The organism is Lysinibacillus sp. NPDC097287 (assembly GCF_044761695.1).
Taxonomy (GTDB): Bacteria; Bacillota; Bacilli; order Bacillales_A; family Planococcaceae; genus Lysinibacillus.
This window is the reverse complement of record NZ_JBIWCX010000037.1, coordinates 1-2,157: the sequence shown is the minus strand read 5'-3', so window position 1 is coordinate 2,157 and position 2,157 is coordinate 1. Positions and strand designations below refer to the sequence as shown.

The following is a 2,157-nucleotide window of genomic DNA, read 5'->3' as shown; positions in this document are numbered from 1 at the left end:
CTCACCGGTCAACACAACTGACCGCGATTGCCGATCGCCCACGTCTACCCCGACCTCAGTGCCCAAACGAGAACCACGCGACCTCTCGATCTCTGCGATGTAGACAACAGCAAAGCCGACCACTACGACCGCGACGGCCACGACCACGACCACGACCACGACCAACCATCGCCGTCCCATCCAACCCGCCGCCACGCCAAGATTGAAAATACTGTGAGGCACAACTAATCCCAAGAGCGACCGATAACGGTAGTACGCGAAAACAGCAAACCCTCCCCACAACATCGCCCCGACTGCGAACCCCCACCCCTGATAGATGTACGCAACTGCAAGCAACGTCGAGACGGGACGGCCGCTCGGGAGATGAATCAATCAGGGCGGGCTGTAGTCAACTACCCAAGCGCCCTCGACCCTGCGGAGAGGCACCAGCCAGCGGTGGCGATGATCTCGCACGACCACCTCAGATCCCATGAACCCCAACACCAGCGAGGTGGAGAATACGGCCGACAGCGGAACCAACTCAGCCAACAAAATGCCCTCACCGTCCCTCGCGAAATCCAAGGCAACCTCAAAGTTGGCCGTAAACGACGACAGAGGCTGCGCGCTGTAATCGTGAGGTGCCCGGCGAGCCGCCAGTTCAGGCCAAACGTCGCGTCGAGGGCTTACCCCGAACTTCCCCAGTCCCCGCCACAACAAGATATAGCGACCCCGAACACCGATCTCGGCGAATTCGCTGCGTACCACCATCGGGATCGCAACTGCCAAAGCTGCGGCCAACCGCGCCTTCCCACGATCGACCCTCGACAGGCTATCCAAGGCCAGATACCTGCTTGTGCTGTCAACGGCGTGGTGCATCAACATCGGCCACGGACGGTTGGGCCACGCATCCCATTCCCGAGCCAGTTGGTTGATCGCAGTACCAACCGGATCCCCGAATTCGAATCTGAGTGCCTCCTCGAAGGGGGTGGGGTCGGGAGATTCTGCGCATGGGGTCAACGTCGCCAACAAGTCCGAAATCAACTCCGGATCGACGGAATTCACGCAAGCGCGCAACGCCGAGACGCGGACAGCAACATCAGTCGCGTGCCAGTAGTCCTCGACTCTGGCTGCATTACGGGATGCCTCACGAGCATGAACCGACCACGCACCCAGGTACGAGAGCTTTTGTCTCGCCGTCAGAACTGACGATTGCGTTATGGCCCTTCGGATTTCATTCAATGACAACGATGTTTCCTCGCTCGGATCCCCGGTCAGCACGTGTAGTTACATCCCCTCGACAATGATGTTCGGACAAGCGGCGACTGCTTGGCCTGGCGAGCTGGCCGGTACCAGGTGAGGAAGTTCAGGTTCGTCATCAAGGGACACCGGGCCGTCCCACGGAGCTACCAGTGACGAGTCGTATTCCCAACCGTCACAGGACAGGTCGTCTACCCAGATCGCCGTCAGGGGACTATCGAAATACTTCTCCGCGAACGCCATGATGGCCGGGAGTCTGTTCTGATCAAACGAACCTCCCCTACCGACCTTGATGTCGCATCCGAATGCGCTCGGCCTTACCCTGGCGACGTATTCGCCAGCTGCCGAGCGTAAGACCACGTGATGATAGGTGCCCACCGGTGATTCCCTTCTCGTTCTGCCGGCGCACGTTTCGCGCAGTACAAAAGCTTGCACTGAGCACGAACTTCAAGCTCTCGCTCTACGATGTGCGGTCTGATCCGATCGTCAGCGTCCACACCTCTTCGCCGCGACTGTCAACAGACATCTGCCATCCCTCCCCCAAAGGCTTCCTCGAATCCGATGGCAGCATCTCATCAGAATCCAACCCGCTGTTCCACTCGTACGGAAGTTCCCAACGCGCCCGGCGTTCGCTGTAGACAATCGCGTATCGCGGAGCATTCCTCGAATACCAGGGGCCCTCGATATGAACTCGATGCTCGTGAGGAAGCTGGATCACCTCTCCCCAAAAGAGCGTGTCATCATCGATCTGGCACGGCTCCTCCACCAGATCCCAGTTCAGGGTGGCAACTCGGTTCACCAACTCCCGATCGAGAACTGCCACGACAGCATCCCACCGCGCGCCCTCGTCCAGCGCATTGAGTTCGTCAACGATGTCCTGCACATCACGCTCAGACGGAAAATCCGGGACCATCGAAGACG

Annotated in this window: 3 protein-coding genes; all 3 read right to left on the bottom strand. The window is 59.2% G+C overall.

Annotated elements, in window-relative coordinates; translation table 11 throughout:
- Positions 1 to 55: 55 nt before the first annotated feature.
- Complete coding sequence (locus ACIQ2D_RS21790; RefSeq protein WP_402867391.1) at positions 56 to 280, bottom strand: hypothetical protein; 225 nt, start codon at positions 278 to 280, stop codon at positions 56 to 58.
- Positions 281 to 372: 92 nt separating this feature from the next.
- Positions 373 to 1,224, bottom strand: a complete 852-nt coding sequence (locus ACIQ2D_RS21785) for a hypothetical protein (protein WP_232509004.1) — start codon at positions 1,222 to 1,224, stop codon at positions 373 to 375.
- 472 nt (positions 1,225 to 1,696) lie between these two features.
- Positions 1,697 to 2,157: hypothetical protein (locus tag ACIQ2D_RS21780; RefSeq protein WP_402867390.1), on the bottom strand; the 461-nt coding region annotated here is incomplete at its 5' end.